This window comes from Reyranella sp. (genome assembly GCF_965279625.1).
Taxonomy (GTDB): Bacteria; Pseudomonadota; Alphaproteobacteria; order Reyranellales; family Reyranellaceae; genus Reyranella.
This window is the reverse complement of record NZ_OZ257251.1, coordinates 261,389-288,066: the sequence shown is the minus strand read 5'-3', so window position 1 is coordinate 288,066 and position 26,678 is coordinate 261,389. Positions and strand designations below refer to the sequence as shown.

General features: G+C 65.2%; 26 protein-coding genes, 1 tRNA gene, 1 pseudogene and 1 riboswitch. Of the genes and pseudogenes, 12 read left to right on the top strand and 16 right to left on the bottom strand.

The genetic code is table 11. The features are described 5' to 3' along the window. The first annotated feature begins 10 nt into the window (after positions 1–10). Together ACQY78_RS01285 and ACQY78_RS01280 are read left to right on the top strand one after the other, a co-directional pair. Positions 11–982 carry an NAD(P)-dependent oxidoreductase gene (locus tag ACQY78_RS01285; RefSeq protein ID WP_428682005.1) on the top strand — a complete coding sequence of 324 codons (972 nt, stop codon included), beginning with the start codon at positions 11–13 and terminating at the stop codon, positions 980–982. Next, a complete protein-coding gene (locus ACQY78_RS01280; RefSeq protein ID WP_428682003.1) occupies positions 979–1,956 on the top strand; it encodes a Bug family tripartite tricarboxylate transporter substrate binding protein in 978 nt (325 codons plus the stop codon). Before ACQY78_RS01285 ends, ACQY78_RS01280 begins: the two co-directional genes overlap by 4 nt. Positions 1,957–2,115: 159 nt before the next feature. On the opposite strand, the gene ACQY78_RS01275 is transcribed toward ACQY78_RS01280, so the two are convergent. Together ACQY78_RS01275 and ACQY78_RS01270 are read right to left on the bottom strand one after the other, a co-directional pair. Then, positions 2,116–3,372, bottom strand: coding sequence for an MFS transporter (locus ACQY78_RS01275; protein ID WP_428682001.1), 1,257 nt, complete (start codon positions 3,370–3,372; stop codon positions 2,116–2,118). 34 nt (positions 3,373–3,406) lie between these two features. Then, on the bottom strand, positions 3,407–4,906 hold the full coding sequence (locus tag ACQY78_RS01270) for a flavin-containing monooxygenase (RefSeq protein ID WP_428681999.1): 1,500 nt from the start codon (positions 4,904–4,906) through the stop codon (positions 3,407–3,409). Between the two features lie 288 nt (positions 4,907–5,194). Between ACQY78_RS01270 and ACQY78_RS01265 the strand changes: the two genes are divergently transcribed. Both ACQY78_RS01265 and ACQY78_RS01260 read left to right on the top strand, forming a co-directional pair. Beyond that, positions 5,195–6,799, top strand: a complete 1,605-nt coding sequence (locus ACQY78_RS01265) for a GMC family oxidoreductase (protein ID WP_428681998.1) — start codon at positions 5,195–5,197, stop codon at positions 6,797–6,799. A gap of 10 nt (positions 6,800–6,809) precedes the next feature. Then, complete coding sequence (locus tag ACQY78_RS01260; protein WP_428681997.1) at positions 6,810–7,253, top strand: hypothetical protein; 444 nt, start codon at positions 6,810–6,812, stop codon at positions 7,251–7,253. 7 nt (positions 7,254–7,260) lie between these two features. Here ACQY78_RS01260 and ACQY78_RS01255 read toward each other — a convergent pair whose 3' ends face one another. Both ACQY78_RS01255 and ACQY78_RS01250 read right to left on the bottom strand, forming a co-directional pair. Then, entirely contained in the window at positions 7,261–7,623 is a 363-nt protein-coding gene (locus tag ACQY78_RS01255) for a hypothetical protein (protein WP_428681996.1), read from the bottom strand. A gap of 81 nt (positions 7,624–7,704) precedes the next feature. Then, positions 7,705–8,982, bottom strand: coding sequence for an acyl-CoA dehydrogenase family protein (locus tag ACQY78_RS01250; protein ID WP_425065455.1), 1,278 nt, complete (start codon positions 8,980–8,982; stop codon positions 7,705–7,707). 171 nt (positions 8,983–9,153) lie between these two features. Here ACQY78_RS01250 and ACQY78_RS01245 point away from each other — a divergent pair, with 171 nt between their 5' ends. Together ACQY78_RS01245 and ACQY78_RS01240 are read left to right on the top strand one after the other, a co-directional pair. Further along, positions 9,154–9,957, top strand: coding sequence for a cobalamin-binding protein (locus ACQY78_RS01245; RefSeq protein ID WP_428681995.1), 804 nt, complete (start codon positions 9,154–9,156; stop codon positions 9,955–9,957). A gap of 118 nt (positions 9,958–10,075) precedes the next feature. After that, positions 10,076–10,279, top strand: a complete 204-nt coding sequence (locus tag ACQY78_RS01240) for a hypothetical protein (protein WP_422035755.1) — start codon at positions 10,076–10,078, stop codon at positions 10,277–10,279. A 219-nt stretch (positions 10,280–10,498) separates the two neighbouring features. Here ACQY78_RS01240 and ACQY78_RS01235 read toward each other — a convergent pair whose 3' ends face one another. The 3 genes from ACQY78_RS01235 to ACQY78_RS01225 form a co-directional block, all read right to left on the bottom strand. Beyond that, complete coding sequence (locus ACQY78_RS01235) at positions 10,499–10,909, bottom strand: FKBP-type peptidyl-prolyl cis-trans isomerase (protein WP_428686307.1); 411 nt, start codon at positions 10,907–10,909, stop codon at positions 10,499–10,501. 35 nt (positions 10,910–10,944) lie between these two features. Next, complete coding sequence (locus tag ACQY78_RS01230; RefSeq protein WP_428681993.1) at positions 10,945–11,523, bottom strand: hypothetical protein; 579 nt, start codon at positions 11,521–11,523, stop codon at positions 10,945–10,947. A gap of 232 nt (positions 11,524–11,755) precedes the next feature. Then, a tRNA-Ser gene (locus ACQY78_RS01225) sits at positions 11,756–11,848 on the bottom strand. A 148-nt stretch (positions 11,849–11,996) separates the two neighbouring features. On the opposite strand from ACQY78_RS01225, the gene argE reads away from it, so the two are divergent. Then, positions 11,997–13,157 carry an acetylornithine deacetylase gene (gene argE, locus ACQY78_RS01220; RefSeq protein ID WP_428681991.1) on the top strand — a complete coding sequence of 387 codons (1,161 nt, stop codon included), beginning with the start codon at positions 11,997–11,999 and terminating at the stop codon, positions 13,155–13,157. A 76-nt stretch (positions 13,158–13,233) separates the two neighbouring features. On the opposite strand, the gene ACQY78_RS01215 is transcribed toward argE, so the two are convergent. The 5 genes from ACQY78_RS01215 to ACQY78_RS01195 form a co-directional block, all read right to left on the bottom strand. After that, complete coding sequence (locus ACQY78_RS01215) at positions 13,234–13,752, bottom strand: Dps family protein (RefSeq protein ID WP_428681989.1); 519 nt, start codon at positions 13,750–13,752, stop codon at positions 13,234–13,236. A gap of 56 nt (positions 13,753–13,808) precedes the next feature. Continuing rightward, positions 13,809–14,192 (bottom strand): DUF3574 domain-containing protein, encoded by a 384-nt coding sequence (locus ACQY78_RS01210; protein ID WP_428681987.1) that lies wholly within the window; start codon positions 14,190–14,192, stop codon positions 13,809–13,811. Positions 14,193–14,232: 40 nt separating this feature from the next. Then, complete coding sequence (locus tag ACQY78_RS01205; RefSeq protein WP_428681985.1) at positions 14,233–14,859, bottom strand: glutathione S-transferase family protein; 627 nt, start codon at positions 14,857–14,859, stop codon at positions 14,233–14,235. A 40-nt stretch (positions 14,860–14,899) separates the two neighbouring features. After that, positions 14,900–15,574, bottom strand: coding sequence for a DUF2076 domain-containing protein (locus ACQY78_RS01200; RefSeq protein WP_428681983.1), 675 nt, complete (start codon positions 15,572–15,574; stop codon positions 14,900–14,902). Between the two features lie 67 nt (positions 15,575–15,641). Further along, entirely contained in the window at positions 15,642–16,931 is a 1,290-nt protein-coding gene (locus ACQY78_RS01195; RefSeq protein WP_428681981.1) for a serine hydrolase domain-containing protein, read from the bottom strand. Positions 16,932–16,992: 61 nt separating this feature from the next. Further along, a riboswitch (cobalamin riboswitch) is annotated at positions 16,993–17,196 on the top strand. Between the two features lie 79 nt (positions 17,197–17,275). Between ACQY78_RS01195 and ACQY78_RS01190 the strand changes: the two genes are divergently transcribed. Beyond that, entirely contained in the window at positions 17,276–19,066 is a 1,791-nt protein-coding gene (locus ACQY78_RS01190; RefSeq protein WP_428681979.1) for a fatty acyl-AMP ligase, read from the top strand. Between the two features lie 22 nt (positions 19,067–19,088). Here ACQY78_RS01190 and ACQY78_RS01185 read toward each other — a convergent pair whose 3' ends face one another. Beyond that, on the bottom strand, positions 19,089–20,171 hold the full coding sequence (locus ACQY78_RS01185) for a cyclase family protein (protein WP_428681977.1): 1,083 nt from the start codon (positions 20,169–20,171) through the stop codon (positions 19,089–19,091). A gap of 114 nt (positions 20,172–20,285) precedes the next feature. On the opposite strand from ACQY78_RS01185, the gene ACQY78_RS01180 reads away from it, so the two are divergent. Continuing rightward, positions 20,286–21,326, top strand: coding sequence for a CobW family GTP-binding protein (locus ACQY78_RS01180; RefSeq protein ID WP_428681975.1), 1,041 nt, complete (start codon positions 20,286–20,288; stop codon positions 21,324–21,326). A gap of 79 nt (positions 21,327–21,405) precedes the next feature. Then, a complete protein-coding gene (locus tag ACQY78_RS01175) occupies positions 21,406–21,798 on the top strand; it encodes an SRPBCC family protein (RefSeq protein WP_428681973.1) in 393 nt (130 codons plus the stop codon). A gap of 12 nt (positions 21,799–21,810) precedes the next feature. Here ACQY78_RS01175 and ACQY78_RS01170 read toward each other — a convergent pair whose 3' ends face one another. Next, a complete protein-coding gene (locus ACQY78_RS01170; protein ID WP_428681971.1) occupies positions 21,811–22,437 on the bottom strand; it encodes a glutathione S-transferase family protein in 627 nt (208 codons plus the stop codon). 73 nt (positions 22,438–22,510) lie between these two features. On the opposite strand from ACQY78_RS01170, the gene ACQY78_RS01165 reads away from it, so the two are divergent. Beyond that, entirely contained in the window at positions 22,511–23,263 is a 753-nt protein-coding gene (locus ACQY78_RS01165; RefSeq protein WP_428681969.1) for a VOC family protein, read from the top strand. Positions 23,264–23,274: 11 nt separating this feature from the next. Here the strand turns inward: ACQY78_RS01165 and ACQY78_RS01160 are convergent. Next, positions 23,275–23,985, bottom strand: a pseudogene (locus ACQY78_RS01160) (N-acyl homoserine lactonase family protein). A gap of 59 nt (positions 23,986–24,044) precedes the next feature. Beyond that, complete coding sequence (gatB, locus tag ACQY78_RS01155) at positions 24,045–25,493, bottom strand: Asp-tRNA(Asn)/Glu-tRNA(Gln) amidotransferase subunit GatB (protein WP_428681967.1); 1,449 nt, start codon at positions 25,491–25,493, stop codon at positions 24,045–24,047. 198 nt (positions 25,494–25,691) lie between these two features. Between gatB and ACQY78_RS01150 the strand changes: the two genes are divergently transcribed. Beyond that, the gene (locus ACQY78_RS01150) at positions 25,692–26,675 is read left to right on the top strand and encodes a Bug family tripartite tricarboxylate transporter substrate binding protein (RefSeq protein WP_428681965.1); all 984 of its coding nucleotides are present in this window, start codon (positions 25,692–25,694) and stop codon (positions 26,673–26,675) included. Positions 26,676–26,678 lie beyond the last annotated feature (3 nt).

Here is a 26,678-nt window from a genome sequence, read left to right as displayed (position 1 = left end):
GAGAATGGTTATGGTTGAACGCGTACTCGTCGTCGGGCCCAAGGACACCCTGTCCATGGTCGACGATCTCGCCCCCAAGGGCTACGAGATCATCAAGGCCCTGCACAATTCGCCGGAACAGAAGGCCGCCCTGCCCGGCACCCACTATTTCGTGGGCTTCATCCAGCAATACGTGACGCCGCAGCTCTTCAAGGATGCGCCGAACCTCAAGCTCATCCAGATGCTGAGCGCCGGCTACGACCGCGCCGATCTCGAGGCGGCCCGCACGAGCGGCGTGCCGCTGTGCGCCAATGGCGGCGCCAACTCGGTCGCCGTGTCGGAGCATGCGATGCTGCTGATGCTGGCGGTCTCGCGCCGCCTGATCACCCAGCACTCGAACGTCACCGCCGGACGCTGGCACGGAAATTCGCCGCCAACCGTCCACGAGGTGCGCAACCGCGTGCTGGGCATCATCGGCCTGGGCACGATCGGCAAGAAGGTCGCCAAGCTGGCGCTCGCCTTCGGGATGACCGTTCACTACTACGACATCGCCCGTCTCAAGGAGGAAGAGGAAGACGCGCTGGGCGTCCGCTTCCGCCTGCTGCCCGAGATCCTGAAGCACTCCGACATCGTGTCGCTGCACGTGCCGCTGAACGCTTCCACCCGCCACATGATCGGCAAGGACGAACTCGCCGCCATGAAGAAGTCGGCGATCATCGTGAACACCTCGCGCGGTCCCGTGATCGACGAGACGGCGCTGACCGCCGCGCTCTCAGCCGGCAACCTGTTCGGTGCCGGCCTCGACGTGTTCGACGAAGAGCCGACCCCGCCGGACAATCCACTCCTGAAGCTCGACAACGTCGTCCTGACGGCGCACCTCGCCGGCCCGACCTTCGAAAGCAACATCACCCGCCTGCGCAACGGCTTCGACAACGTCCAGAGGGTTGCCCGCGGCGAGCCCGCGCTCTGGGTGGTGCCCGAACTGCTGGAACCGAAGACATGAGCCGAACTTCAAGGCGCAGCATCCTTGTGGGGAGCCTCGCGGCCCCCTTCATCGCCCGCGAGGGCTTTGCGCAGGGCGACTGGCCCAAGGGACCGGTCCGCTGGGTGGTTGCCTTTGCGGCCGGCGGCGCCGCCGACACGGTGGCCCGCAACATTGGCGTGCGTGTGGCCGAGATCATCGGCCAGCAGGTGATCATCGACAACCGCACCGGCGGCAACGCCGTCGTCGCCGCCAATGCCGTGCTGCAGGCGCCGCGAGACGGCCAGACCTTCCTGGTCGATGCCGCCAACCAGATCACCAACACCCTGCTGATGAAGGACCTGCCCTTCGACTATGCGCAGACCTGGGTGCCGGTGACGCAGCTCGCGAGCTTCCCGCAGGTCGTGGCCGTGAAGCACGATTTCCCGTCGCAGACTATCCAGCAATACATCGCCGCCGCGAAGGCCAAGCCCGGCACGATCAGCTACGGCACGCCGCCGGCGGCCGGCATGGCGCACATGGCCGGCGAGGAACTGCAGCGCCGGGCGGGCATCAAGCTGATCCACGTGCCCTATCGCGGCGGCGCCGACGCAGCGCGCGACATAGGCGCGGGCGCCGTCGATTCGGTAATCATCACCACCAACTCGATCCGCCCGCCCGTGGCGGCCGGACGCGCCCGCGTGCTGGCGGTCACCAGCCTCAAGCGCTCCTCGGCCTTCCCCGACGTGCCGACCCTCGCCGAAAGCGGCTATCCGGGCTTCGACCTCAACGACTGGAACGGCCTGTTCGCCGTCACCGGCACGCCGCCGGTCCTGATCGACCGCATGCAGGCCGTGGTGGCCGAGGCGGTCAAGGACCCGAAGGTGAAGGAACGACTCGATCCGACCGGCGCCGACCTCGTCGCCAACACCCCGGCCGAGTTCAAGATCTGGATCGCCGGCCAGCGCGACCTGCTCGGCAAGCTGATCACCGAGGCAGGCATCAAGCTGCAGTAGCGGTTTGCCTCTCAATTCTTCCACCTCCCCGTCACACGGAGGAGGCCGGGAGGGAGGAAGCAACGCGGAGGATTTTGTTTTTCGAGGCGTCGCGGTCTGCGGCCTTCCCCCTCCGGCCCCTCGGGTCGCCTCCCCCCGTATGACGGGTGAGGAAAGTTGTTACGCCGTCTGCAGCTTCACCCTGTAGGTTTCCTCGAACCTAAGGATCGCCGCGAAGGAGACCGCGGCGGCGGCCATGATCATGAAGGCCGGGCTGTAGTCGTTGTCCGTCCGGTGGACCAGCCACGTGGCAACCAGCGGGCTGAAGCCGCCGAGGATACCCAGGGTCACATTGTAGCCCAGCGCAATCGCCGTGCAGCGAATCTCAGCCGGTACCGACTCGACCATGAGCGCCGGCTGGCCGCCGATGAAGGCACCGACCGACAGGACGAATCCTAGCTGGCCCAGCAGGACGAGTTCGGGCTGCCCCTGGTGCATCAACCAGAAGAAGGGCAGCGCGCCGACGAACCCGAGCGCCGCGGCGCCCAGCATCATGGGGCGTCTGCCGTACCGGTCGGACAGCCAGCCCATCAGGACCATGACCGGCAGCATCACCGCCATGCTGGTCGAATTGATCGCCAGCGCCGTGGCGGGCGCGATGTTGTCGGCGAACTGCAGCCAGCTCACGATGTAGACGAACATCAGGTAGAAGCCGACCGAGTTGAATACCGAGAGCGCCGCCAGCCTGGCCAGCAGCGGGCCGTGGTTGCGGACCGTGTCGAGCAGCGGCGAGCGTGCTGCCGAAACCGTACGCGGCGCCTCGTGAACATGGCGGCGCAGCACGACTCCCGCGATGCCGACCAGCAGCCCGAGCAGGAACGGCAGCCGCCAGCCCCAGCTTTCGAGCGCCTGCTCGGACATCACCGACGCCAGCAAAGCCCCCGTGGCCGACCCCAGCAGAATGCCGCCGACCGCACCGCAACAGCCCAGCGCACCAACGAAGGCCCGCCGGTTGGGCGGCGACTGTTCGATGATGAAGATGATCGAGGTCGTGTACTCACCGCCGACCGACAGACCCTGCACCATGCGCAGCAGCGTGAGCAGGATCGGCGCGGCGATGCCGAGCGTCTGGTAGTCGGGCAGCACGCCGACCAGGAAGGTCGGGACGGCCATGGCGGCGACGGAAAAGGTCAGCGCCGCACGGCGGCCCAGGCGGTCGCCGATGGCCCCGATCACCGCCCCGCCAATCGGCCGCATCAGGAAGCCGACGGCAAAGATCCCGAAAGCCGAGAGGACCTGGGCGACCGGATCCTCGCTGGGGAAGAAGGCTCGACCGATCGCGGCGGCGAAGTAACCGTAGACCGCGAAATCGTACCATTCCAGCACGTTGCCGATCGCGCCGGCTGCAATCACCCGGCGCGTATTCCCCTGCTCCATCTTCGCTCCCCCGAGCTTTAGATCGGCCGAACGATCAGCCGTAGACGAACGCCTTGTCCTCCAGGTCGATGGCTGGAAAGACGTTCTTCTCGTTCCAGTAATCCTGGGTGTGCTGCCACTCCGGCTTGTCGCCGCGCTTGGGCAGCAGATGCATGCCGCGCATCATATAGCCCGGATTGAAGTTCTCCGGATCGATCCAGGGCAACAAGGGCATGCCCTTGTCCTCGGGCCGCAGGGCGACCTCGACCTTGCGGGCCTGGTGCTTGTCCATGTGGTCCAGCAGGCGGCAGACGAAGTCGCCGACCAGGTCGGCGCGCAAGGTCCAGCTCGCGCGGAAGTAGCCGAACACCCAGATCAGATTGGGCACGCCCGTGAACATCATGCCGCGATAGGTCACGGTATCGGCGAAGTCGACCGGCTTGCCGTCGACCGCGAAGGCAATGTCGCCCATCACCGACAGGTCGAAGCCCGTCGCCGTCACGATGATGTCGGCCTCGAGCACCTTGCCCGACTTGAGCAGGATGCCCTCGGGCACGAAGCGGTCGATCTCGTCGGTCTCGACCGAGGCCTTGCCGCCGCGGATCGCCTTGAACAGGTCGCCATCGGGTACGAAGGCGATGCGCTGCTGCCAGGGCCGGTATCTCGGCGTGAAATGCGGCTCCAGCGGGAAGTCCGGCCCGACATGGGCGCGGACGCCGGCCAGCAGCTCGCTCCGCACCTTGTCCGACTCCTCGAAGGCGCGCCGGGTGAAGACCGACTGATCGTGCAGGATCTTGCGGCGCACGATCTCGTGGATCCATTCCTCGTCGACCTCGAGCTGGCGCAGCGTCTCCGCGAGCTCGATGGCGTTGCGGCCGGGGATGAAATAGGTCGGCGAGCGCTGCAGCATGGTGACGTGGCCCGCCTTGTCCGCCATCGCCGGGATGACCGTAGCGGCCGTCGCTCCGGAGCCGATCACGACGATCTTCTTGCCCGTGTAGTCGAGATCCTCCGGCCAGGTCTGCGGATGGATGACCTGGCCCTTGAAGCTGTCCATGTCCTTCCATTCCGGCGTGTAGCCGACCGAATGGCGGTAGTAGCCTTGGCACATCCAGAGGAAATTGGCGGTGAAGCGGACCGCCTCGCCCGTGTCGGTCCGGACGCCCTCGATGGTCCAGAGGTTGTCCTTGCTCGACCAGGAGGCGGACTCGATGCGGTGGCGGTAGCGGATGTGTCGGGCCAGGTCGTTGTCTTCGATCACCTCGCCCATGTAGGTCTTGATCTCCTGGGCGGTGGCGATCGGCTTGCCCTTCCACGGCTTGAAGCGATAGCCGAAGGTGTGGAGGTCGCTGTCTGACCGGATGCCGGGATACTTGTGGGTCAGCCAGGTGCCGCCGAAGCTCTCCTGGGACTCCAGGATGACGAAGCTGCGGTCGGGCATCTGCTGGGTGAGATGATAGGCACCACCGATGCCGGAAATGCCGGCGCCGACGATGACGACTTCGAAATGCTCGGTCGTGGTGGCCGCAGGCCGCGCAAGCGTGGTGTCCGGCATGGGAAGGCTCTTTCCTCGCTGATGAACTGGCGTCAGTCTTGCTCGAACATGAGCCTCGAAGCCAGCCCCCAGAATCCACGATCCGAAACCGGCCGCCGGCGCCGCGGCGCCATTGCAGTCCGTGTGGTTGCGGCGCGGCATCGACGTACTGGACCTGAAGCCCGTCCTGGAGGCACAAGGTTCTGCCCTGTCCCCTCTCTTGCCGACGATGGACACTGGACTTCCCGCGGTCACGCCCCGGTCGCCTAGGCCATCAGCCAGTATCCTGCCCGCTAACGGAAGAACGCCATGCACGAAAAGGTCGACGTCCTGATCATCGGTTCCGGCGCTTCGGGGGCGGCGGTGGCGTGGAGCCTCGCCGACACGAAGATGCGGATCCTCTGTCTCGAACAGGGCGACTGGGTGAAGCCCACGGACTATCCGACCAACGGCCGGGACTGGGAGGCCCGCCTGTTCGGCGACTTCGCCATCAACCCGAACCGCCGGGCGCGAGAGACCGACTATCCGATCAACAACGGGACCTCGCCCATCCAGGTCGTGAATTTCAACGGCGTCGGCGGCAGCACCATCATGTACACGGCGCACTATCCGCGCCTGCATCCCTCGGACTTCCGGGTGAAGACCCTGGACGGCATCGCCGACGACTGGCCCGTCGACTACGCGACCCTGGAGCCGTACTTCACCGAGAACGACCGCATGACGGGCGTGGCCGGCCTCGAAGGCGACCCGGCCTATCCGCATCACGTGCCGCCGATGCCGCCGCTCCCCCTCGGCAAGACCGGCAAATGCTTCGGCGAGGCGATGAACAAGCTCGGCTGGCATTGGTGGCCCTCGGACTCCGCCATCGCCACCACCGAATATGACGGCCGCGCGCCCTGCATCAATCTCGGCCACTGCACGCCCGGCTGCGCCCAGGGTGCCAAGGCCAGCGTCGACGTCACCTACTGGCCGCACGCGATCCGCGCCGGCGTCGAGTTGCGCACCCGTGCGCGGGTCCGGGAGGTCACGGTCGGCCCAGACGGTCTCGCGAACGGCGCCATCTACTACGACGCCGAGGGCAAGGAGCATTTCCAGCCGGCCGAAATGGTCATCGTGGCCTGCAACGGCATCGGCACGCCGCGCCTGCTGCTGAACTCGGTGTCCGGCCGCTTCCCCAACGGCATCGCCAATTCGAGCGGGCTGGTGGGCCGGAACCTGATGTTCCACCCGTTCGCCCACACCTACGGCTATGTCGACGAGCCGATCGACGGCAATACCGGCGCGCAGCTCCCGCTGTGGAGCAAAGAGTTCTACGAGACCGATCCATCGCGCGGCTTCGTGCGCGGCTACACGCTGCAGCTTCACCGCGGCGCCGGCACGATCGTCGACGCCATCGCCAACACCGCGCGCGGCTTCCTGCCGTGGGGCGAGGCGCATCACGACGTGTATCGTACCCTCTTCAACCGCAAGCTCGGCCTCTCGGCGATCTGCGAGGACCTGCCGGAAGAGCACAACCGGGTGACGCTCGATCCGGTGCTGAAGGACAGCAACGGCATTCCCGCGCCGAAGATCGACTATACGCTGGGCGAAAACACAAAGAAGATGATCGCCCACGGCGTCGCGCGCTCGAAGGAGATCCTCGCGGCAGCCGGCGCGAAGAATGTCGGCAGTGACGCGCCGATGCTCAATGCCGGCTGGCATCTCATGGGCACGGCCCGCATGGGCACCGATCCCGAGCGGTCCGTGGTCAACGAATGGGGCCGCAGCCACGACGTGAAGAACCTGTTCATCGTCGACGGCAGCATCTGGGTGACCTCCGGCGGCGTGAACCCGACCTCCACGATCCAGGCGCTGGCGCTCTACATCGCCGACAACATCAAGCGGCGGCTCGCCGACGCCACGCTCTTCGATTGAGGCCATCGACATGACGTATGGAACCCTGACGGAAGCCGAAGCCCGCGACCTGCGCCTTCTGGCCGGCATCATGATCCCCGCGAGCACCGCCCATGGCGTGCCCGGCGCCGACGATGAGCTGATCTTCGCCGATATCCTGAAGAGCCTGGAACGGGACACCGCGGACGCGCAGACCGCGCTGAAGCAACTGCACGAACTGTCCGGCGGCCCGTTCGCCGCGCTCGCGCCGGAGCGCCGCAGCGAGGTGGCGATGCGGTTCAAGCAGGAAGGCGGGTCCCCCCTCTTCTCCCTCAATCGCGTGGTGCTGCTCTGCTATTACCGCGACGACCGCGTGATGCGCGCACTCGGCCAGGAGCCGCGCTCGCCCTTCCCCAAGGGCCATGTCGTCGAGCAGGGTGACTGGTCGCTGCTCGACCCGGTGCGCAAGCGCCCGCCGATGTGGCGGCAGGTCTAACGGCGCGTCAGCCCTGGCCCCGTGCCTTCAGCACGTAGCCCATCGCCCGGAAGCTGGAATCCTTCTGGATCGCCGCGGTGATCCGCGGGTCGCTATAGGGATTGCTGAGCGAGATAAGGACGTCGGTCTGGGTCTGGCAGGAGGCCGCCGCCGTGGCGGCGAGCGACTGGGCGCTGCCAGAGTAGACATCGGCCAGATGGATGTTGGCGACCAGGCAGTTGTCACGCGCTTCGAAGGCGTCGTCGATGCTCTTCATCAGCTTGGGATCGGACAGGCCCGCCCCCCGCAGGGAGGTCGCAGCCTCGCACCCGCCCAACAGGAACGGCAGCAGCACCAGGGCCGCGTGCAGGGAAGTCCGGGTCGCCTTCATTCGCTCTTCCAGTCTCACTGATCCGCGCGCAACAGAAAGACGGCGGGACCCGGCCTGTCAAGACCGGGCCCCGTCACGGTCCTAGTGCCGGCTCATCTCGGCGCGTCCCACCACCATGTGATGGACCTCGTCCGGGCCATCGGCGAACCTGAGGTGCCGCTGGTTGACGTACATCTCGCTGAGCGGCGACCACTGGGACAGGCCGGTGGCGCCGTGGATCTGCATCGCCTGATCGATGATCAGGCAGACCTTCTCCGGCACCATCGCCTTGACCATGCTGATCCAGACGCGGGCCTCGCGATGGCCCAGCACGTCCATCGCCTTCGCGGCCTTCAGCACCATGAGGCGCATGGCCTCGATCTCGATGCGCGCCCGGCTCACCAGCTCGAGGTTCTTGCCCAGCTGGATCAGCGGCTTGCCGAAGGCGGTGCGGGTCGAGCCGCGCTTGACCATCAGCTCGATGGCCTTCTCGGCGGCGCCGATCGAGCGCATGCAGTGATGGATGCGGCCCGGTCCGAGGCGCACCTGGCTGATCTCGAAGCCGCGGCCCTCGCCCAGCAGGATGTTCTCGGCCGGCACCCGGCAGTTGTTGAACTTGAGGTGCATGTGTCCGCGCGGCGCGTGATCGTGGCCGAACACGGTCATCGGACCCACGATCTCGAGGCCGGGCGTGCCCATCGGCACCAGGATCTGCGACTGCTGGAACTGCGGCGAGGCATCCGGGCTGGTCTTGACCATGACGATCATGATCTTGCAGCGCGGATCGCCCGCGCCGGAGATGTAGTACTTCTCGCCGTTGATCACCCACTCGTTGCCGACCAGTTCGGCGCGCGTGGTGATGTTCTTGGCGTCCGAAGAGGCCACGCCCGGCTCCGTCATCGCATAGGCCGAGCGGATCTCGCCGTTCAGCAGCGGCTTCAGCCACTTTTCCTTCTGCTCGGGCGTGCCGACCTTCTCGAGCACTTCCATGTTGCCGGTGTCGGGCGCGGAGCAGTTCAGCGACTCCGAGGCCAGCGGATACTTGCCCAGTTCGGCGGCGATGTAAGCGTAGTCGAGATTGGTGAGGCCGCGGCCGATCTCGGAATGGGGCAGGAAGAAGTTCCACAGGCCCGAGGCCTTGGCCTTGTTCTTGGCAGCCTCGAGCAGTTCGAGCTGGCCCGGCGCCCAGCTCCAGCGATCCTTGCGACCCTCGCCCAGGCGCTGGAACTCCTCGAGGATCGGCGCGACGTTCTCGGCGATATGCGCCTTCACCGCATCGAACAGAGGCTGGGCCTCCTTCGACATGGCGAGGTTGTTCAGCTCGGCTTCGAGATCGGGACGGACCGGCTTCCGGGTTGCTGCCGCTGCCTTCTGGGTCATTGAGGTTTCCTCGTTTCTGTCGATCGGATTTTCACGTGCGGCCAATCCCTACAGACCTGTGGTTTCCGGTCAATGCCACAGTGGTTTTGCCGTGCAGACCAACGGGTTTGCACCCACGACCGCGCGGGCCGGTCGTCCTCCCCCTGCCCGGCCTGCTATTGTCGGGAGATCATGTATCCGCCCGAGCGCATCGTCTGCCTGACCGAAGAGACCACCGAGACGCTGTACCTGCTGGGTGAGCAGGACCGGATCGTCGGGATTTCCGGCTATACGGTCCGGCCGCCCCAGGCGCGCAAGGAGAAGCCGCGCGTCTCGGCCTTCATCTCGGCCGACATGCCGAAGATCCTGGCCCTGGAGCCCGATCTGGTTCTCACCTTCTCCGACCTGCAGGCCGATCTGGTGGCGGCGCTCGTCCGGGCGGGCGTCACCGTGCATGCCTTCAATCAGCGCACGGTGGCGGAGATCCTCGACATGATCCGCATGCTGGGCGCGCTCGTCGGCGCGCAGGATCGTGCGATGGCGCTGGCCGACCGGCTTGCGGCCAACGTCGAGGACACGCGTCGACGCACGAGTGGTGCCGGCCATCGTCCCAAGGTCTATTTCGAGGAATGGGACGAGCCCATGATCTCCGGCATCGCCTGGGTCTCGGAGCTGGTCGAGGCCGCCGGCGGTGCGGACATCTTTCCCGAGCGGGCTCCCTGCAAGTCCGCCCGCGACCGCATCGTCACCGCGGAAGAGGTCATCCGCCGGGCTCCCGACATCGTCATCGGCTCGTGGTGCGGCAAGAAATTCAAGAGCGAGAAGTTCGTCGCACGGCCGGGCTTCGAATACCTGCCAGCGGTGCGCAACGGCAGGCTGCACGAGATCAAATCGCCGCTGATCCTCCAGCCCGGTCCCGCCGCCCTCACCGACGGCCTCGCCGCGCTGGAGGCGATCATCAACGGCGCGGCAGAACGCGATCCGATCAGACCGTGACCGCCGCCACAATACTGTGATGCTTCTCGATCAAAAAGAAGCTCGCCTCGGTTGGCGCGCAAATTGCGTGGAAAGTGCCAGAGGCAGCCCATCGATCCTTGTGAACAGGAGATCGAAGATGCTCAAAGTCTACGTTCCAAAGATGCTCAGTGGTGAGATTGGCGACTGGTGCAGCAGCCTTTCGCTGGCTGCGGGCGTGCCAATCTGCTGGGGAAGTGACCATCTCGGCCACTTCGTGAATGCACCCAGCGCGGACTGGGTCCCCTCCCTGTCGGCGGCGATCGCCGATGCCTGCGAGGGCAAGTCACCGAGCCTCAACTAGTGATCGCGACAGTGGCGGAGGGGACGGGATTCGAATCCACGAAACGGGTTGTTCCCGGCATTCAGGTGAGCGCCGTCGGCCCAGGCCCGAGGAGGTCGCCGCTGCGATCCTGTTCCTGGCCTCCGACGACGCCTCCTGCGTTACGGCGCCCAGCTGTTCGTCGACGACGGCATGACGGTCCTTCGAAACGGCGAAGCCAACCTGGCGCGAAGACGATGCTTATTTGATCGCCAGCAGCTCGACGTCAAAAATCAGCGTGGCGTTGGGCGGAATGACACCGCCAGCGCCGCGAGCTCCATATCCAAGGTGCGGCGGAATGATCAGCGTGCGCTTGCCGCCGACCTTCATGGTTGCGACGCCCTCGTCCCAGCCGCCGATGACGCGCTGCATACCGATGGGAAATTCGAAAGGCGAGCCGCGATCGACGGAAGAATCGAACTTCTTGCCTTTCACGTCGCCTTCGAAGAGCCATCCCGTGTAGTGCATGACACAGGTCTGGCCGGTCTTGGGGCTGGCGCCCGTGCCGACGGTGGTATCGATGATCTTCAGGCCGCTTTCGGTCGTCATGGCTTTTCCTCGGGTTTGCGCGCGAGCCGGATAGGCAGCGGCGAGAGCTGTGGTCGCGATAATGACGCGGCGGGTCACTTGCAAGTGCCTTCTCCTCCTCAAACGCCCAAAGGGGCCTCCTGACCGACAACCTGTTTATACTGCGCGCGCACCTCGTCCGAGACGCGGTGAGTGTCTTCCTTCAGGTTGCGCGGCGTGATCGCGATGAAGGCGATTTCCCAGTTGTCCGGCTTGGGCACGCCGACTTTCGGCAGGAAGGCGTGCGGCGCGCCGGGCGCGTTGTGGAAATGGCCGCCGTCAATCACCGGCGTCAGCACCGGCTTGCCATTCTCGTCGATGGAAAAACCGTCCGCCTCGCCCACGACAAACATCGGGAACTGATCGGTACGGCTGGCAATGTGTGTATGCAGCTCGACTTTCCGCAGGAACACCGCCGCGACGCCACGTCCGTGCAGGTTCTGGCCCAGACGCCACGGGCCGGGTCCGGTCAAATCCGGCACGGCGGAGAAGTGATACTCCTCGCGGGCCAAGATGGCGCGTAAGGCGTCCTTGGGATTGAATTCGGGACCGGCCGCGGCGCGGGCCTTGTTGAAATCCGCATAAACGGACTTCATCCATTCAATCTCGTCATCCGCCAGCTCGTGGTCGAGGATCGGTAGAGTTGCGCCACTGGACATAGAAGACTCCGCTGCCTTGCAATTCGGTCTGGTTTTATCCGGGATTCCCCGGCTCGTCAGCGCAGTCAGCCGTTCATTGCGACGAAGTCCATGCCGCGACGCGATTGGCGAGATGCAAAACCGGCGGTTTGAAAAGCAAGCCAGGATGGGAGCTTGCGCTGCGACGGCAAGTAGACACCGGACGCTTCAGCGTCCTCGGCAAAGCCGGGAGGCCGGTCGATCGGGCAGGTAATGGCGGAGGGGATGGGATTCGAACCCACGATAGGGATTATCTCCCTATAACGGTTTAGCAAACCGCCGCCTTCGGCCACTCGGCCACCCCTCCGCAGACCCGTTAAGACCCCGGCGACCATAACCACGACGGATGCCGGGCGGTTCTAGCGGGCGGGCTCGGGAGTGTCAAACAAGCCGGTAATTTCGCGAGGTTTTACAGCCTCTTGGCGTCGCGGTCTGAAGCGTGCGACGCTGCGGTCATGAATTCCAGCTCCATCGACATGCTCCAGCGCCTGGTGGCGTTCGACACCACCTCGCGCAACTCCAACCTCGACCTGATCAAGTACATCCAGGGCTATCTGGACGAGCACGGCATCCGGAGCACTCTGGTCCCCAACGCGGAAGGCACCAAGGCCAACCTGTTCGCCTCGGTCGGTCCCGAGGCCGAGGGCGGCATCGTCCTGTCGGGTCACACCGACGTGGTGCCGGTCGACGGACAGGCCTGGGAAACCGATCCGTGGACGCTGACGGAGAAAGCCGACGGCAACCTCTACGGCCGCGGCACCTGCGACATGAAGGGCTTCATCGCCGCCTGCCTCGCCCACGTGCCCGCGCTCAAGAAGGCGAAGCTCAAGGTGCCGATGCATTTCGCCTTCAGCTACGACGAGGAGATCGGCTGTCTCGGCGCGCATTCGCTGGTCGAGAAGCTGGTCGGCAACGTGCCACGCCCGCAGGCCGTGATCGTGGGCGAGCCCACCATGATGGGCGTCGTCAACGCGCAGAACGCCGGCGGCGGCATCATCGCCACCTTCACCGGCGTCGAGGCCCACTCCTCCATGACGCATCTTGGCGTCAGCGCCATCCATTTCGCCGGCGACTTCATCCACTGGCTGAACGAGCTGCAGGTCGAGCTGGCCGGCCGCACGCGCACCGACATCGACACCGTGCCCGGCCACACGACGATCAACGTCGGCATCGTGACAGGCGGCACGGCGGGCAACATCCTTGCGCGCGAGTGCACCCTCAACTGGGGCTACCGCACCCTGCCCGGCGACGATCCCTGGGAAGTGCAGCGCCGCGCCGAAGCCTATGTCGCCGAACTGCTGCTGCCGAAGATGAAGGCCAAGCACCCCGACGCCTACATCCAGCTCAAGCGCCGCTCCTTCGTGCCCGGCCTGATGCCGCAGGAGAACGAGGAAGCCGCCAAGCTCGCGTTGCAGTGGACCGGCGGCAATCGCACCTATGCCGTGCCCTACGGCACCGAGGCGGGCATCTTCCGCAGCCATGGCATCCCGACCGTGATCTGCGGACCGGGCGACATCTCGCAGGCCCACCAGCCCAACGAGTTCGTTGCGAAGTCGCAGATGGATGCCTGCGACGCGTTCATCGCCAGGATGATCGGCTGGGCCGAGCGCCAGTAGGGTGGCGTGACCCCATCGCCCTCGTCAGACGAGGGCACTTCCCCTTTGCGGCACCCGCAAAGGGGAAGAATCCGATTTAGCCTTCGGTGCGGCGGGTCGTCTCGAACAGGAACCAGACGCGCTTCTCGGTCTCGTCGATCCAGTTCTCGATGAGGCTGGCCGTCGCGATGTCGCCATGCTCGTCGCAGAGCTCGTGGAGCGTGCGCATGTGGACGCAGAGCTGCTTGTTGTCGTCGCGCAGCTCCGCAAGCATGTCGAGCGGCGTCACATAGTCGGCATCGTTGTCGAGCACGCGCTGCAGGCGGGAGATATGGCCGATCGACCGCAGCGTCGTGCCGCCGAGCTTGCGCACGCGTTCGGCGATCACGTCCGTCATAGCGTCGATCTCGGTCGCCTGCTCGTCGAGCAGCAGGTGATAGTCGCGGAAGTGCGGCCCCGACATGTGCCAGTGGAAGTTCTTGGTCTTCCAGTAGAGCGCGGCCACATCGGCCAGCAGGATGTTGAGCCCGCCGCTCAGATCCTTGGTGGCATTCTCGCCGAGGTCGGTCGGGGTGGCGAGCGCGGCCTTCTTACGTGCATTGACGTCGTTGCTCATGGGTTGACTCTCCTATGGATCATCGCTGAAAAATCTAGCGTGCTTCGCCGAACCGGTCAGCCGGCGCAGACCGGCTGCTCGACCCGGAAAACCTCGTGCTGACCGAAACGCTTCCTGTAGGTATCGACGATCGACGCAACCTTCGAGCGATGGGCCGGCGCATCGAAGACGACGACCACAACCAGTTTCGTGCGCTCAGCTCCGATGACTCCGGCCGGATCACGATGCTGGCCGCGCGCGTCGATCACCGTGAGGCCGGCCGGAAACTGCGGCGTCACGATCTCGGCCAGGAAAGACGCCCACTCCGCGTCGCTCACCTCACCGCCCGACGGTCGGTCGCGACCGAAGTAGAGATTTACCTCGACGGCGGGCTTGAGCGGAGCTGCGCACGCCGCAGGCGCCCCCGGCTGCGCACAGGCGAAGAGCGTGGGGCAGAGCAAGGCTGCTCCCAACACTCCACGCCAGGATCCGGGCAGCATCCTAGTTGAGATAAGGAACGGCCATGCCCTTGGCGACGGCAGGCCTGGCATTCACGATGTCGTACCAGCGCTTCACGTTGGGAAAGTCTGCGAGGTTCACGGTGTGCCACTCGTGACGCGCCGCCCACGGGAAGATCGACATGTCGGCGATCGTATAGTCCTCGCCCGCCACGAAGGCGTTGCCGGCGAGCTGCTTGTCGAGGACGCCATAGAGCCGCTTGGCCTCGTCGACATAGCGCTTGATGCCGTATTCGATCTTCGACGGCGCCGCCCGCAGGAAGTGATGAGCCTGGCCGAGCATCGGGCCGAATCCGCCCATCTGCCACATCAGCCACTGGATCGAGTCGTAGCGCTTCGCGCCGTCGGCTGGCAGGTACTTTTTCGTCTTGTCGGCGAGGTAGATCAGGATCGCGCCCGACTCGAACAGGCTGTACGGCTTGCCGCCCGGACCGTCGGGATCGACGATCGCGGGAATGCGGTTGTTCGGGCTGATGCGCAGGAATTCGGGCTTGTGCTGCTCGCCCTTGGAGATGTCGATCTTGTGCACGCTGTAGGGCAGTTCGCACTCTTCGAGCATGATGGACACCTTGCGGCCGTTCGGCGTGCCCCACGTGTGAAGCTCGATCATCTCTTCAATTCCCCCATTATCATTGAAGTCGGAAGGCCGTTCAGGCCCAGCTATCGTCGTCCCCTGCGCCACCGCCGTCATCGAGCGATGCGGTGTCGTAGTCGTCCTGTCCCTGCCGATCGTCGGCATGGGCTTGTTGCTGCACCGACGAATCCGGCGGCAACAATTCCGGCGGCGTCGAGTCCGGGGTTCCGCCAAACGCCTGCTGCTGGCCACCGAACGGTCCGGGATTGCTGCCCATCAGATTGCGGATACCTTCGAACAGCAGAGCGCCGCCGGCAACGCCCGCGGCCGTCATCATGGCCGTGCGCAGGAAGCTCCCGCCTGCTGCCGGCTGTTGCTGCGGCGAGACGGCCGCTTGCAAGGGCGAGCGCGTGGAGGGAGCCATCGAGGCCGCCGGCGCCGCCGCGGACGTCTGGGGTACCGATGTGCGCGGCGGCGCCCACGGGCCGATCTTCGGCGCACTGCCGAGGAAACCGGCCTCGGGCTGCGGCGCGGCTGCGATCTTCGCCTCCAGTTCGGCGATACGGTCCTGCGCGGCCTTCAGCGCCTGCTCCTGCACCAACACGGTTTGCACAAGCAGATAGGCTGAAGCAGGCTGCTTTGATGCTCGGTCCCAGATGAACTGTTCAACCTCATTGTCGCGCGGTTGAGATTCGAACGGCTTCAGCCGATCGAACAGACCCGAGATGAGATCGCGTTCCTGCTGCTGCATGACTAGTCTCCCGCCCGACGTTGGGCTCCGCCAACGTGGTTGTCCGTCGGCAGAGCGTCAAGGGTGGCTAGTTCACCATCGCCTGGTAGACGAGGTCGCGCATGAGGTAGCGGTAGCGCAGACGGGCCTGCGGCGACTGCATCATGAAAACGACATACAGGCGCTCCCGCGGATCGTGCCAGAAATAGGTGCCGTAGGCGCCGCCCCAGAAATAGTCGTTGGGCGATCCAGGCAGTGGGTTGACGCCCTGCACGTTGCGAACGGCGAAGCCCAGCCCAAAGCCCTGCCCCATGGCGGCGCTGGGCTCCAGCGCCTCGAAGCGGAACATGTCGGCGCCCATCTTGATCTCGGGCGGTAGTGCGTCTGCCGTCATCAGGTCGATCGTCTTGCGCGAGACCAGACGCACGCCATCGAGCTGGCCGCCATTGGCGAACATCTGCAGGAAGCGGGCATAGTCGGCCGCCGTCGACACCATGCCGCCGCCGCCCGAGCGCCAGGTGAACTTCTCGGTGACATCGGGGATCGCCGGCAGCTCGTTCTTCGGCCCCTCCTTCATTGGCCTCGCGCCGCGCGCCTTCTTGTCGGCGCTGGCCTCGAAGGCCGTATCGCCCATCTTGAGCGGCTTGGTGATGCGCTCCTCGATGAACTTGTCGAGCGGCATGCCGGAGGCGACCTCGACGACGCGCCCGAGCACGTCGGTCGACATCGAATATTCCCAGGTCGTGCCCGGCTGGTAGAGCAGCGCGAGCTTGCCGAGCTTGTCGGCCATTTCGGCATTGCTCTGATTGCGATCGGCGACCTTCATGTCGAGATAGGACTGCTTCACCGGATTGGCGCCCACCGCGCCATAGGTCAGGCCCGACGTGTGCCGCATCAGGTCGTGCACCGTCATCGGCCGGAACTGCGGCTCCAGCACCATTTCCGTCGTGCCGTCCTCCTTCTTCTTCGGGACCGCGACCTTGGTATCGGCGAACGCCGGAATGTAGGTCGACACGCGATCGGCGAGCGTGAGCTTGCCCTCCTCCATCAGCATCATCGCGGCCAGGGTGACGATCGGCTTGGTCATCGAGGCGATGCGGAAGATCGTGTCGTTGGTCATCGCGACCTTGGCATCCTTGTCACGGAATCCGTAGGACTCGAACATCACGATCTTGCCGTTGCGGGCGATCAGGACGACGGCGCCGGGCAGCTCGTTGTTCTTCACGCCCTCGTTCAGCCGGTCGCTGAGCCGCTTCAGGCGGGTCGAGAGAAACCCTACTTCTTCCGGGGACTGCACCTTGGGAATGCCCTGGGCCCCTGCCGGCCAGGCGAGGGCGAGGCCAAGCGCCGCCGCGACGGCCATACGAATCATCGACATTTTGCAGTCTCCTCCCGATATTTGAAGCATCAAAGCAATTGACCGAGGCCAAGCGCAAGCTTAACCAGTGCCTATCGACGGTCCTCCTTAACCGGAGGCGAAAAGGGAATGCCGTGCCGCTCCCTCCACGGGGAGCCAATCGGCAGCTGTACCCGCAGCTGTAAGCGGCGAGCGAGAGCCCATATGTCACTGGACTTCGGTCTGGGAAGACGGGCAGGAGCTGCGACCCGCGAGCCAGAAGACCTGCCGGCGATAGCGTCGCTCTTCCGATGGACGGGATGATCCAACGGGACGGTCAACCGAGCGGTGACGCGCTTAGTGCGAACCGTTTGGGAGATCGTCAGATGACGTCGATCCGAGGAATCCTGCCTGCGCTCCTTTCAAATGCCACGCCGGCCGATGGGCCCGCCGGGCGTATGCAACGCTATGCGTCCACCCTCCACTCAAGCCCGGAACGCTGGGTAACGGTACCGACCCCGACCCACAACGTTTCCCTGCCCTTCCGCCGCGGTGGCTTCACCAGCCTGACCGAGGCGCTCGACTACGCCGCCCGCGGCGAGACCGGCTTCAACTTCTTCGATGCCCGCGGCAAGCTCCTGACCCGCCTGCCGTACAGCCATCTCCGCACCGAGGCGCTGTCGTTCGCCCGCCGCCTGATCGGCGCCGGAATCGAGCCGGGCGAGCGACTCATCCTCATCGCAGACACCTGGCCGGGCTTCTGTATCGCCTTCTTCGGCTGCCAATATGCCGGCATCGTGCCGGTTCCCGTGCCTGTGCCGGTCGGGCTTGGCGCCAAGGCACATTACATCTTCCAGCTCAGGAAGCAGATCACGGCGGCACAGGCCGTGGGCGTCCTGGCCCCCGACGAGCTGGTCGAATTCGCCCGGAGCGCCGCCGAAGGCACGACCGCGCGCTTCGCCGGAGGGATGGAAATCTTCACCGCTCTCCCCGAGGCCAAGGTCGACCTGCGGCCGCTCGGCGCCGGCATGGCCTGCTACGTGCAGTTCTCTTCCGGCAGCACCCGTGCGCCGCTCGGCGTCGACATCCGCCAGGACCAGCTCATGGCGAACATCGACGGCTCGATCGCCGCCCAGGGACTTGACGAGAACGATTCCGGCGTGAGCTGGCTGCCGCTCTATCACGACATGGGCCTGATCGGGTTCATCCTGGCGCCGATGTGCGCGCAGCGCAGCGTCGACCTGCTGGCGCCCCGCGACTTTGCCCGGCGGCCGATGCAGTGGCTCTCCCTGATCTCGCGCCGCGGCGCCACAATCACCTACAGTCCGAGCTTCGGCTACGACCTCCTGACCCGGCGCGCGCTGACTGCGCCGATAGGCGAACTCGACCTGTCGAGCGTGCGTCTCGCCGGCGTCGGTGCCGACATGATCCAGCTGCCGGTCCTGCGGCGCTTCACCGAGGCCTTCAAGGCGTCGGGATTCGACGAGCGTGCTTTCATGCCGAGCTACGGCATGGCCGAGGTCTGTGTCGGCCTGAGCTTCGGCGCGTCGTTCGGCGGCGTCAAAACCGACAGCTTCACCGATCCGCAGTCTGGCCGATCACGGGAATTCGTCGTCTGCGGCAAGGTGATGGCCGGACACAGCGTCGAGATCCGCGACGAGACCGGCGCGCCTCTCGGCAAACGCCATATCGGCCGGCTGTTCGTCCGCGGCCCCAGCGTCATGCCGGGCTACTTCCAGAAGTGCGAGGAAACCGAGCGCGTGCTTCGCGACGGCTGGCTCGACACCGGCGATCTCGGTTACTGGCACAAGGGCGAGCTGGTGATCACCGGCCGCGCCAAAGACCTGATCATCGTGAACGGCCGCAACATCTGGCCGCAGGACATCGAGTGGGCCATCGAGGCGCTGCCGCAGGTCGGCCGCGGCGACGCCTGCGCCTTCTCGGTCGAGGACGGCGACGTTGAAGCCGTCGTGGTCATCGTCCAGGCCTATCCGAGCGAGCCTGCGGAACGCGAGGCGCTGGTGGGCGACATCAAGCAGGCGGTCAAGGAAGCCGCCGGGGTCGATGGCCGGGTCGTCCTGATCAAGCGCCAACCCGGCCTGCCCCGCACCTCTTCCGGAAAACTCAGCCGCACGCACGCCAAGTCGAAGTTCGCCGCCGGCGACTATCCGACCTAGCGCGCGCTCCTTCGGCCCCCGATCAGGTCACCGCGATGGGGCCGCCGTTCGACCCTGTCGCGCCCCTGATGGGTGCCGGCGAGAAGATGTAGGCGAACTGGTACTTGCCGTCGGCGATCAAGCCCGAGAAATCCAGGTTTTCGTGGTTGAAGATGACGTTCTTGGCGATCAGTTCGGCATGGACCGGGAAGGCCAGATCCTTGTTGGGATTGGGCACGACCTCGGTTCCCCAGGTATCGGCGCCGGTCAGCGCGATGCCCTTGTCGATGAACCACTTGGCGGCTTCCAGCCCTATCCCCGGTTCGCCGCCGTTGAACTTGTCGTTGTTCTTCATCCAGAGCTTGCCCCAGCCGGTGTTGAAGAACACGGCATCGCCTTCCTTGATGTCGGCTTCCTGCATGTTCTGCTTCTGCAAGGCCGCCTTGAGGTCGGCGATGGTGATCTCCTGGCCGGCTTCCATCATGGCGCCCTTGACCGCCTCGACGTCGAACAGGTGGCCGCGTGTGAAAAACGGCTTCACGTTCTCGATGCCGAGTTTCTTCATGCCGGTAGCGCTGTTCATCTCCTGGTCGGTGACGCCGTTGTAGTAGCGCATCTCGTTCTTGTCGCCGTCCTTACCCATCTGGATGCCGATGTGGGCGAGGCCATCGAACTGCGTTCCCGTCTGGCCGATCTCCGTCGACAGATACTCGTCGTTGTAGATCAGCCTGTTGGTGCCGAAGGGACCACCCGTCGGGCTGCCGGGAATGCGCAAGGTGAAGGCGCGCTCGCCGAACTTGGGCATGGACGATTCGTAGATGCGGCCGATCCGGTAGACCTTGCCGTCCTTGATCAGCTTCACCGTGTCGAGGACCTTCGCCGGCGTCATGTAGTTCGAGGCGCCAGCCTGATCGTCCTTGCCCCACTTGGGATGCGGCCACCAGGCCTTGTCGGTCAGCGCGGGGGCCTGGGCCACCTGCTGCGCATGCGCGACGCCGGCCGCCAGCGTCCCGGCGGCGACGGCGCCGCCGATCAGGCCTGCCGTCAGGAACGAGCGGCGATCCTCGTCGATCTCCTGCTGCGGCCGCTTGAGCTCTTCGTTGTTCTGAAGATATCTCGAGTCCATGGACGCCCCTCCTTTTCTTTGTTGATCCCGAAAGCGTCATACCCTCAGGTTGCATCGTCAAGCGGAAGCGGCATCGTTACTTTGTTACATATGCGTATGTGAGGGTGTCATTCGATGAGCCTGTTCGATCGCGACAAGTCGGCCGTGCGAATGCCGGTGACGCTGATCACCGGCTTCCTCGGCAGTGGCAAGACCACTCTGCTCAACCGCGTCCTCGGCGACCCGCGCATGGCCCGCAGCCTGGTGCTGGTGAACGAGTTCGGCGAGGTCGGGCTCGATCATCTTTTCATGGAGCAGGTCGGCGGCGGCATGGTGCTGCTGGAATCGGGTTGCGTGTGCTGCACCATCCAGGGTGACCTCGACAAGACGCTGCGCGACATCGCGCGCCGCCGCGCGAAGGACGAAATCCCGCCCTTCGACCGCGTGCTCCTGGAGACGACGGGCCTCGCCGATCCCGCGCCGATCCTGCAGCTTCTGCTCAATCATCCGATGATCAGCCATGACTACCGGCTCGACGGTGTCGTGACGACGGTCGATGCCGTGAATGGCGCGCGCCAACTCGACGAACATCCGGAGGCCGTGAAGCAGGCGGCCGTCGCCGACCGGCTGCTGATCAGCAAGACGGACCTCGCCGAGATCGCTGCCAGCGCCGGCCTGCGCGCAAGGCTGACCGGTCTCAATCCCGGTGCCTCGCTGTTCGAGATCGTGCAGGGCGACGTCGATCCGGCTCTTCTGTTCGACTCAGGGCCATTCGATCCCACGGGCAAGAGCGACAAGGTGCAGGCTTGGCTGAACGCCGAAGCCCACGATCATGCGCACCATGCCCACGACCATGACCGATCACGGCACGATGATCACATCGCCTCGTTTTGCCTCACCTTCTCCGAGCCGCTGGACTGGGACCTCTTCAATCGCTGGCTGATGGCCGTGCGCGCGGCGTGGGGCGATCGGCTGCTGCGCGTGAAGGGCGTGCTCAACATCGTTGGAGAGGACCAGCCGCTGGTGGTCCACGGCGTGCACCGCACTTTCCATCCGCCCACCCTGCTCGCCCGCTGGCCCGGCGAGGACCGCCGGTCGCGGCTGGTATTCATCACCCGAGACCTCGACCGCAAGACCGTCGAGGGAAGCTGGGACGAGATGACGGCAATGACCTGAAGGCGATCACGTCCGAAAATCGCCAGACGCAACGCTGGCCGCTCGCCTAGATGACGCTTCCGATCAAGGAGCATCAACGATGGCAACCCAGCGCCGAGAGATTTCCCTGACTTCTTCAGCAGATCTTGTGTGGTCGGCCGTTCGCGACTTCAGCCAGGTTCACACGCGCGTGGCGCCGGGCTTCCTGACGGCTCTGGAGATGCAGGATGGCGACCGCCTTGTCACCTTCTTCAACGGCATGGTGGCGCGGGAACGCCTGGTAACCCGCGACGACGAGGGCCGGCGTCTGGTCTATGCCGTCGTCGACGGGCGAGCCCATCACTACAACGCCGCGCTGGAAGTCTTTCCCGACGGTCCCGAAGGCAGCAGGCTGGTCTGGACGATCGACCTGCTGCCGGACGAACTCGCGCCGATCGTCGGTGCGATGATGGATCAGGCGGCCGGCGCCGTGCAGAAGACGCTGGCCGCCTGACCCAAGGGTCGCTCAGGCCGCGTCCTGCTGCGGCAGAAGGTCGGCATACTTCATGAAGCCGGGCAGTTTCTCGACCCGCGCCATCCAGGCCTTCACATTGGCATAGGGGCCAAGATCGATCGCGCCCTCTTCGGCGTAGGCGACATCGCCATAGACCGCGACATCGGCGATGGTCGCTTCGCTGCCGACCAGGAAGTCCGACTTGGCGAGCGCGGCGTCGAGCACCTTCAGCGCATCACCCGCCTGGTTGACATACATCTGATGCACGTTGTCGTCGGCCTTCATGAAGCCGCGCTTGATCGCCCGCGGGCGGTAGATGTTCGAGGCCAGCCGGTCGAACTCCCAGAACAGCCACTCGCGCACCCGCGCCTTCTCCTCGGCCGTCTTGCCGCCCATCCTGCCGAACTTGTCGGCGAGATAGAGCAGGATCGAGCCCGACTGGCAGAGCTTGAGATCGCCGTCGACCAGCGCCGGCACCTGGCCGAAACGGTTGATGGCGAGATACTCAGGCTGCTTGTGCGCGCCGGCCCGCAGGTCGACATGCTTGTAGGCGAACGGCTGGCCCATCAGGGACATGGCCAGCCCCGCCTTGTAGGTCGGGCCGCTCAGCCAAATGCCGTACAGCGTCATCTTGGACATCGATATCTCCCTTGGATTCAGGACTTCCAGCATCGCACTTGAGGGATGCCGGGGTAAGACTGTATGAGCGGGCATGAAGATTTCAGCACGCGATATCGATCACCTTTCCTTGACCGCCTCGGACCCTGCGGATACCGCCGCCCGTCTGGGCCAGATCGGCTTCAATCTGACGCCCGACGGGGTAGAGCCACGGTGCATCTGCTTCCAGCCCGACCGCGACGACGTGCCAAATTACATCGAGCTGCTGCAAGGCCATCCGCCGCAGATTGCACTGGCCGTGAACGTCGCGGAACTCGAGGGCGAGGAGCGCACGCACGCCTGGGAAACCGAGGACGGTTTCGAGGTCGATGCCGGCGTCGTGGTCGGCGAGAGCGCGGGCCCTCTTCCCTGGTTCCCCGTGAAACACGAAACCCCGGACGCCTTCATGGAACCGGAATGGATCGTCCATCCCAACGGCGCGCTGGGCATGATGGCCATCCATGCCATCGCCGAGAAGCCCAAGGAAACGGCCAAGGCGCTGAAGGCCGCCTGGGGTGCCAGCGTCGAGGAGATTTTCGACGGCTGCACCATGGTGAAGGCCGGCTCCGTCGAGCTGCTGATCTGGTCGCCGCTCGCCTTCCAGCTCGAATACAAGGCGCTCGAGATGATGCCGCCGACCGAGCTCCCCGCCGTCGTCGGCGCCGCCATCGCCGTCGAACGGGCGCGCCCGCTGCAGGGCCTGCTCAGCGCCAACAACGTGCCCTTTGCCCTGGCGGAAGGTGATCGCGTCCTTGTCGCGCCGGAGCAGACCGGCGGCCTCATGATCGAGTTCATCCCGCAGAACTGAGACCGACGTTCCTAGAACGCCCACACCGGCGCCTGAGGCACGTCCTTCCAGAACTCCGGATCGTGGCCGAAGAAGAGGCGCGCACCGCCTCTTTCCAGAGCTTCGAGCCGGTCGAGCGACGCGAGCATCTGCTCGCGGTCGTAGACGAAGCGCGGCAGTCGGCGCTCGCGCAGGGTTCGGCAGAAGTAGCAGGCGTCGCCCGTGATCACGATCTCGCCAGCCTCGGTCCGCACCTTCAGCGACTGATGGCCGGGCGTATGGCCGTAGGTCGGGATGCAGACCACGGAGCCGTCTCCGAACAGGTCGTGTTCGCCTTCGACCTACTTCACCGGATGGCCATGATCGAAGTCGGCGCGGAAGAAGCCGATCTTGGCGGCCAGCTCGGGATCCTGAGCGGCCTGCCATTCGCGCTTCTGCACGACCATGGTGGCATTGGGCACCAGCTCGTTACCGCCGGCATGGTCGAAATGCAGATGCGAATTCACGATGAAATCGACTTTGCCGGGATCGCGATCGATCGACTCGAGGCGCGACTTCACGTCGTCCTCGGGACCGTACTGCTCGAACCCGAAGATCCGCGCGATCTGCGGTCCCAGACGCCCGGCGGCATCGGTCCGGCATTGCGGATGCATGCCGGTATCGAACACCGCCCGGCCCTTGGGGTGTTCGATCAGATAGGATGGAATGGGCAGCGCCACCTGCCCGTCTTCGCCCTCGATCATGTCCTTGAGGCGGCCAATCAGCCGCCCGCAGGTCATGGCGTAGAGCCTGGCGACCATCGTCAGGCGTCGAGCGCTTTCTTGAGCAGCTCGTTCACGACCTTCGGATTGGCCTTGCCGCCGGTCGACTTCATGACCTGGCCGACGAACCAGCCGAACAGCGTGGGCTTCGCCTTGTAGGCCGCGAGCTGGCCGGGGTTGGCGTCGATGACGGCCTTGATGGCGGCCTCGATCGCACCGGTGTCCGTCACCTGCTTCAGGCCGCGCTCCTCGACCAGGACGGCCGGGTCCTTGCCCGTCTCTTCCATGGCGATGAACAGGTCCTTGGCGATGCGACCCGAAATCGTGCCGTCGGCCTGCAGGTCGAGAAGCTTGCCGAGGTTGGCGGCGCTGATCGGCGAGGTCTCGAAGGTGGCGCCGCGGCGGTTCAGCATGGCGAAGAAATCGCCCGTCACCAGGTTGGCGGCCTGCTTGGCGTCGCGGCCCTTGGCAACGGCTTCGAAGAACTCGGCCGTGGCCTTCTCGGCCGTCAGCACGCCCGCGTCATAGGGCGAGAGGCCGAAATCCTTGATGTAGCGGTTCTTCCGCGCGTCGGGCAGCTCCGGCAGGGTCGCGCGGATCTGGTCGACATAGTCCTGCGTGAAGATCAGCGGCAGGAGGTCGGGATCGGGGAAGTAGCGGTAGTCCTGCGCGTCTTCCTTCGAACGCGACGAACGCGTCTCGCCGCGTCCCGGATCGAAGTTCCGGGTTTCCTGCTTGATCGTGCCGCCCCCTTCGATCACCTCGACCTGGCGGCGCGCCTCGTATTCGATCGCCTGCTTCACGAAGCGGATCGAGTTCACGTTCTTGATCTCACAGCGCGTGCCCAGCTCGCCGCCCGGCCTGCGCACCGACACGTTGACGTCGCAGCGCATGGAGCCCTCGTCCATGTTGCCGTCGCAGGTGCCAAGATAGCGCACGATCGAGCGCAGCTTGGTGAGATAGGCCGCCGCTTCGTCGGCGGTGCGCATGTCGGGCTTGCTGACAATCTCCATCAGCGCCACGCCCGACCGGTTCAGGTCGACATAGGTCTGGCTTGGATGCTGATCGTGCATGCTCTTGCCCGCATCCTGCTCGAGATGCAGCCGCTCGATACCGATCTTCTTGGTGACGCCGCCGTCGAGATCGATCTCGACCACGCCCTCGCCCACGATCGGGTCCTTGTACTGCGAGATCTGGTAGCCCTGCGGCAGGTCCTGGTAGAAGTAATTCTTGCGGTCGAAGATGGAGCGCAGGTTGATCTTGGCGTTGAGACCGAGACCGGTCCGGACCGCCTGCTCCACGCAGCGCTCGTTGATCACGGGCAGCATGCCAGGCATGGCGGCGTCGACCAGCGACACCTGAGTGTTGGGATCGGCGCCGAACACGGTCGGGGCGCCGGAGAAGAGCTTGGCGTCGGAAATCACCTGGGCATGGACTTCCAGCCCCAGGACGATCTCCCACTCGCCGGTTTCACCTTTGATAAGCGACATGGATTTTAGATAGCCAATGACGCGCCGCTTGGCAAAAAGATCGGAGGTGGGGTGGCCTGCTCGCAGCCCCCGTATCTGCCCCATTTTGGGCACAACATCGTCCTTTCCGTCGTCGAAGCGGCTGAAGTAAAAGCGTGCTCAAGGAGCGGTCGCCGCCGGGGACCATCCAAAACAAGACGTATCCGCAGGGAGGAATCCATGACGACGTTCAACCGCCGTACGCTGCTCGTCGGCACTGCCGCCGCCGCACTGGGCGCACCCGCCCTCGTTCGCGCCCAAGGCGCGGCTGACTGGCCCAAGGGTGCCGTCAAGATCATCGTGCCCTTCCCGCCCGGCGGGTCCACCGATCCGGTGGCGCGCATCATCCAGGCCAAGATGATCGAGAACACTGGCTGGAACATCCTGATCGACAACAAGCCGGGCGGCACCGGCGCGGTCGGCTCGGCAATTGCGGCCAAGTCACCGCCCGACGGCCAGACCTGGATGCTGACCTTCGACAGCCACATCCTCAACCCCGCCTTCGCGTCCGGCCTGCCCTACAAGGATTCGGAGCTGTTCAATGTCATGCTGATCGGGCGCACGCCGCAGGCAATCTGCGCGCATCCCGACCGGCCCTACAAGACCTTCGCCGAGGTGATAACCGACGCCAAGGCACGACCGGGCAAGGTCAATGTCGGCGTGCTGGGCGCCAGCCAGGCGCTGGTGCTGATGGCCCTCATCAGGAAAGAGAACGACGTCGACCTCAATCTGATCCCCTACAAGGGCGGCGGACCGCTCAACCAGGATATCTTGGCCGGCGTCACCGACGTCGCCATCGGCAGCCTGACCTCCTTCAGCCCGCATGTCCGCGCCAACAAGGTGCGGGCACTGGCCGTAACCGGCGAGAAACGCACACCCGCGCTGCCCGACACGCCCACCCTCATCGAGCAGGGCGTCAAGAGCTTCCCTTCCTATTCGTGGTGGGGTGTCTACGCGCCGACCGGCACCCCGCGCCCGATCGTCGACCGCATGCATGCCGAGATCAAGAAGGCCGTGCTGGCGCCCGACGTGACGCAGAAGTTCATCGACCAGTTCAACATGGAAATCCTGACAACCTCGCCCGAGGAGTTCGCCGCCTACCAGAAGAGCGAACAGGACCGCTGGTTCAAGGTCATCAAGGACAACGACATCAAGGGCGACTGATCG